The sequence below is a fragment of the Myxococcus vastator genome (assembly GCF_010894475.1).
Taxonomy (GTDB): Bacteria; Myxococcota; Myxococcia; order Myxococcales; family Myxococcaceae; genus Myxococcus; species Myxococcus vastator.
On sequence record NZ_JAAIYB010000508.1, the window covers coordinates 1 to 5715 of the forward strand.

The window sequence follows — 5715 nt, forward strand, 5'->3', positions numbered from 1 at the left end:
GCGACTCCGGCGCCACCCCCAGGCTTCTCAAGTGGTGCGCCACCTGGTTGGCCCTCGCCTCCAGTTCCCGGTACGTCAGCCGCTCCGTCTCGAACGCCACCGCCACCGCGTCCGGCGTCCGCGCCACCTGCGCTTCGATGAGCTCCGTCAGCGTGCCGGACGGAGGCGCTTCGACGCGGGGATTCCAGCCGTGGAGCGCGTGTTGCCGCTCGGCATCGTTCATCAAAGGCAGGGTGGTCAGCGGCGCATCCGGCGCCTCCACCATGCCGCGAATCACGTGCTCCAAATGGCTCAGGAGCCGGTCCGCCGTCTCCGCGTCGAACAGGTCCGCGGAGTACTTGCAGCCAATCAGCAGGCCTTCGGGGCGGTGCGTCGCCTCGAAGATCATGTCCAGCTCGGCGGTGTGGTTGTCCACCAGGGACACGTCGAGCGTCAGCCCGCCCCGGACGGACAACGCTCGCGGCAGCTCGTAGTCGTCGAGGATGAAGCCCACGTTGTACAGCTCGCGGCGCTCCGCTCCAGGCTGTTGCACGGCCGCGAGGATCTGCTCGAACGGCACGTACCCATGCGCGAGCGCGCCCAGCATCCGAGACTTCACCTCGGAGAGCATGTCCGCGGCCGTCGCGGCTTCAGGCAGGCGGACCCGCAGCGGGATGAAGTTGGTGCAGTCTCCCATCAGCTCGCGAGTGCCCGCCGCGTCGCGACCGGAGATGACGGTCCCCACGACGAAGTCGGACTGACCGCTCCAGCGGTGCAGCACCGTGGCCAGCGCGGACATCACGCCCATGAATGGCGTGGCGCCCTGACGCCGTCCCAGGGCATGCAGCCGGGCCATGAGGGACGCGGGCAGCAGCCGCAGGCGACGGGCCCCGTGGACGGACAAACGCTGCGGCCGGGGCCGGTCGGTGGGCAGGGCCAGCAACTGGGGCGCGCCAGCCAGCGCCTCCTTCCACCACGCCAGCTCCGGGGTGAGCGCCTCCGGCGTGAAGTACGCGCGCTGCCACGCGGCGAAGTCGCCGTACTGGAACTCCGGCTCCGCCAACGGTGACGGCCGTCCCTCCACGAACGCGCCGTAGAGCGCCGCCAGCTCGCGCATGAACAGCGCGACGGACGTGCCGTCCACCACCAGGTGGTGCAGGACGGTCAGCAGGACGTGGTCCTCCGGCCCGAAGCGCAGCAGGGAGCACCGCACCAGCGGGCCCGCCTCCAGGTCCATGGGGCTTTGCGCGTCGAGCACCGCCTGGGCTTCGAGCGTCGCCTGCCGCGCGTCACCGCTCACGCCCGCGAAGTCCAGGCACGGCAGGGAGACAGGGCCCGGCGCCTGCACGCGCTGAAGCAGCGCGCCATCGCGCGAAGCGAAGTGGGTGCGCAGCACCTCGTGCCGGCGCAGCACCTCCGACAGGGCCCGCTCCAGCGCCGCCACGTCCAGCGTCCCACGCAGCGTCAGCGCCACCGGAATCTGGTTCGACGTCCAGGACGGATCCAACTGGAGCAGGTACCACAGCCGCTCCTGCGTGAACGACGCGGGCGTGGACGCCGCACCGTCAGGGCGCTGTTGGAGCGGCGGCAACCGGCGGCCCGTGCCCTCCGCGGACACGGACTCCGCCAGCGACCGCAGACTCAAATCCTGCAACAACGCGGCGATGGAGACGCGCACCCCCAGCCGCTTCTCCACGCGGCCCTGGAGATCCGCGGCCCCCAGCGAGTCCAGGCCCAGCAACGTCAGCGGCGTGCTGGCGTCCTGTCCAACGGCCTCGGCGCCGAGCACCGCCACCAGTTCCTCGCGCAGCGCCGTCTCCAGCGCCTCCTGGGAGAGCGCGGGCTGGATGGCTGGAGCCGGCGCGGGAGCGGGGAGGGAAGCGGGCCCCGAGATGACCCCCGTCCCGCTGCGCCACACGATGGGCAGCTCGCCGGACACCAGGGCGGCACGGCAGGCGAAGCGCTGGATCTTCCCGCTCGACGTCTTCATCACCGAGCCGGGCGGCAGCAGCGCCAGCGTGTGCGGCTGGACCTGGAGCTCCGCGACAATGGCCTTCCGCAGCGTGTCCGCCACGGCGCCCAGCGCGGCCGGGTCCGAGCCCTCCGCCAGGTCTCGCGACACCTCCGCGACCACCGCCAGGGCCTCGCCCTCCGGTGTCTCGATGGCGAACGCCGCGATGCAGCCCGGACGCACCTTGCGGTGGGCCCGCTCCACGATGCTCTCCACGTCCTGCGGATACAGGTTCCGGCCCCGCAGGATGATGAGGTCCTTGCGCCGGCCGGTGACGATGAGCTGCCCGTCCTCCAGCAGCAGCCCCAGGTCGCCCGTGCGCAGGTACTTCGGCCCGGCCTCCGCGCCCACCGGGACGGCCTGGAAGATGTCCACGCTGGCCTCGGGCTTGCGCCAGTAGCCCTGCGCGACGCTTCCACCGGAGACCCAGATTTCGCCCACCTGGCCCGGCGCCCGTGGCACGCGCGACTCCGGGTCCACGATGAGCAGCCGCTGCTCGGCCAGCGTGGCACCGCAGCCGATATGGGTCCTCGAGCCCTCGGAGCCGGGCTCGGCGCGGACCGCCTGCCCACGGCCCAGCGCGGCGTCCTGCAGGACGTGCACCCGCGGCACGCGGCCCTTCTCCTCACCCGTGACGATGAGCGTGCCTTCGGCCAGGCCGTAGCAGGGGTAGAAGGCCTCGCGGCGGAACCCGCTGGGCGCGAACACCTCCGCGAAGCGATCCAACGTCGCGGCGCGAATGGGCTCCGCGCCGCAGAAGGCCACGTCCCAGGCCCGCAGGTCGAGCGCCTGGATGTCCTCGGGCGTGGCCCGCCGCGCGCACAGCTCGAAGGCGAAGTTGGGTCCACCGCTGACGGTGCCGCCATACCGGGACACGGCTTCCAGCCAGCGCATGGGCCGCTGGAGGAAGGACATGGGGGACATGAGCGTCACGGGGAAGCCCGCGAACAGCGGCTGGAGGATGCCGCCGATGAGGCCCATGTCGTGGTACGGCGGCAGCCAGATGACGCCCGAGCTGCGCGGCCCCGTCTGGAAGGCGCCGGCGATCAGCCCCAGGTTGTGCAGCAGGTTCGCGTGGCTGAGCATCACCCCCTTGGGCGTGCCCGTGGAGCCGGACGTGTACTGCAGGAACGCCAGCGTCTCCGGGCCCACCCGCGGCTCGACCCACGACGACTCACCGCCCGCGGGCAGGTCATCCGTTGACAGCCACTTCAGCGCCCGGAAGTCCGGCGCCTGCTCGAAGACGAAGTCCGCCAGCGACAGGATGCCGGACGTGGTGAGCACCACCGTGGCCTCGGCGTCCTGGATGATGGCGCGCAGGCGGGGCAGGGTGCGCTCCAGCCGCACCGGATCCGGCGGATAGGCGGGCACCGCCACCGCGCCCGCATAGAGGCAGCCGAAGAAGCCCGCGACGTAGTCCAACCCCGGCGGATACAGCAGCAACACGCGCTGGCCCTGCGCGCCCTGGGCCTGCAACAACGCGCCGATGCGCGCCGCCTGCGCGTGAAGCTCCCTCGCGCTCAGCGAGGCTTCCTCCGCTTCGGAGTCGCCGAGGAAGGCGTACTGTTTCCGGTGCGCCGTCTCGCTCGAGGCGCGTTGGATCAGGACTTCGAGGAGGGTTCGCGGAGTCTCATGCATGGCAGCGCGCTCGTCTGTCCGGAAGGAAGCGAGGCGCTACATAGCAGGCAAATCCGACCCTCTAGCGGCTGGCCAGAATCACCGGAAATTTCCCGGAATCATGCATGACGCTGAGTGCGAACAGGGCACGCAGAGCGCGTCTTCAGGCTCTTCCAAACAGCCCCTTGAGCCACTCCATGAAGCCCTTCTGCTTGGGGGCAGCAGTCACGCTGACAGTGGGCATCGCGGACACCGGGGCCGACGAAGGTGGCCGGACGGGCACCGGGCGCGTGGCCGACGCGGCGTTGGCCGAGGACATGGGCACCTTCACGGGAGCGGACGGACCCGTGGCCGTGGCCCCCGCGTGTCCCACGCTCCGGGCCGCGGCTGCAGGGCTGGAAGCGGACGGCGGCTCCGGTTCGGTCTGCGCCAGCCGGGCCTTCACGGCCTCCGGGGTGTCGCGCGTGCTGAAGGTGCTCGTCACCTCGCGGCCCGAGGAGGCCTCGCGCGCGGTGACCTTCAACAGCGACTCGTTGCTGACCTCGAAGGTGACGCTCACCTGCACCGCGCCACGCGGGAGCTTCGGCAGGCCCTCCAGCTTCAACGTGCCCAGGTACTCGTTGTCCGCGGCCTTGTCGGAGTCGCCCTGGAACACCGTGAGCTCCAGCTCCGTCTGGCCGTCGCGGTGCGTGGCCAGGGTGTAGCTCTTGGTGGACGGCAGCGACGTGTTGCGCTCCATCACCGCCTTGAAGCGCCCACCGGGCAGGCCCACGCCAATGGCCATGGGCAGCACGTCGATGAGCACCACGCCTTCCAACTGCCCCAGGCTGTGCGCCAGCAGCGCCGCGCCCAGCGCCACGGCCTCGTCCGGGTGCACGCCCTTGCTGGGCGGCTTGCCGAAGAGCTTCGTGATCTTCTCGTGCACCAGCGGGAAGCGGCTCTGCCCACCCACGAGGATGACCTCGTCGATGTCCTGCGGCGCCACCTTCTTCGCCCGCAGGACCTCCTCGCAGACCTGGAGGGTGCGGTTCACCAGCCCCTCCGTCAGCTCCACCAGCTTCTGCCGCGAGAGCATGACGTCCAGATCGCACGGCTTGTCGTCGATCATCGTCACGAACGCGACGTGCACCCGCACCTCCGAGCGCTCCGACAGCGCGCACTTGGCGCGCTCGGCCGCGTCGTTGATGCGCTGCATGGCCACCCGGTCCCCTTGGAACGCGCGGCCGGTGGCCTTCTGGAACTCGTCCAGGAGGTACGTGACGATGGCGTTGTCGAAGTCGATGCCGCCCAGGAAGGTGTCGCCGCCGGTGGAGATGACCTCGTAGACGTTGTCGTTCAGCTCCAGCACCGACGCGTCGAAGGTGCCACCGCCCAGGTCGTACACCAGCACGCGCTGGTTCAGCGCGCGCCCGTAGCCATAGGCCAGCGCCGCCGAGGTGGGCTCGTTGAGGATGCGCTCGATGTACAGGCCCGCCAGCTTCCCGGCCTCGCGCACCGCCTGGCGCTGGTTGTCGTTGTAGTAGGCGGGGACGGTGACGACCGCGCGGGACACCGGGTGGCCCAGCTGGTTCTGCGCGACCTCGCGGACCTCCCGGAGGATGAGCGCGGAGATCTGCTGCAGCGTGTAGACGTGCTCGCCCAGCTTCACGCCCGCGTCGCCATTCTCACTGGCGGCGATCTCATAGTGGAAGCGGTCCTTGAGCTGCTCCACCACGGGCGACGCGAAGGGCCGGCCCACCATCCGCTTGGCGCCGTACACCGTCTGGCGCGGGTTGGTGAGCATCTGCCCCTTCGCGGGGTGGCCCACCACCAGCTTGCCCCGCGTGTTGACGGCGATGATGGAGGGCACCGTGTTGTGGCCCTCTCGGCTGGGCAGCACGCCCGGCTTGCCGTTGCGGACGTACGCCGCGCACGAGTTCGTCGTCCCCAGGTCAATGCCGATGACGACGCCCGCGCGCTTGGGCTCCTCCGAGCTGAGGTTCAGCGCCGCGTGGGTCATCATCTGTGGCGGCGCGGCGGCCGCGCTGCCCGCGACGGGCGCCGGTGCGACGGGCTCCGCGGAGAGGGCGACGGGCGCATGCTCCGTGGGGGGTGGGACCGTGTAGTCC

General features: G+C 71.0%; 2 protein-coding genes. Both read right to left on the reverse strand.

What is annotated here, in order from left to right:
• Nucleotides 1-3628: condensation domain-containing protein (locus tag G4D87_RS32625; RefSeq protein WP_163786594.1), on the reverse strand; the 3628-nt coding region annotated here is incomplete at its 3' end.
• Between the two features lie 142 nt (nucleotides 3629-3770).
• Nucleotides 3771-5715, reverse strand: a 1945-nt coding sequence (locus tag G4D87_RS32630; protein ID WP_163786595.1) for an Hsp70 family protein, incomplete at its 5' end; no start/stop codon positions are given.